This is a genomic window from Chryseobacterium sp. SIMBA_029 (assembly GCF_046535275.1).
Lineage (GTDB): Bacteria > Bacteroidota > Bacteroidia > Flavobacteriales > Weeksellaceae > Chryseobacterium.
In genome coordinates this window covers 1-269 of the sequence record NZ_JAWRXA010000356.1, presented here as the reverse complement: position 1 = coordinate 269, position 269 = coordinate 1, and the positions used below count along the sequence as shown (strand labels likewise).

Here is a 269-nt window from a genome sequence, read left to right as displayed (position 1 = left end):
ATCCTGCGAAACAATTTGTATATGATGCTTCATTTATTAAGTTGAGAGAAGCTGCAATATATTTTGATGTTCCTAAAAGTTTATACGCTAATACTTTTATTAAAGGAATGAAGTTTGGAATATTTGGTAGAAACTTATGGATTATTCATAAAAACTTGCCTTATGCAGATCCTGAAGCAGGATATACAGGAGGTTCAGTAACAGGGGTACAAGGTGCTAACTTGTCAAGAGGGTATTCGATTGGTGCTATGCCAACGACAAGAACATTC

At 34.9% G+C, this 269-nt stretch carries 1 protein-coding gene; it reads left to right on the top strand.

All coding sequences use genetic code 11. The features are described from left to right. A partial coding sequence (locus SB679_RS24450) for a hypothetical protein (protein ID WP_410704861.1) occupies positions 1-269 on the top strand: 269 nt, incomplete at both ends.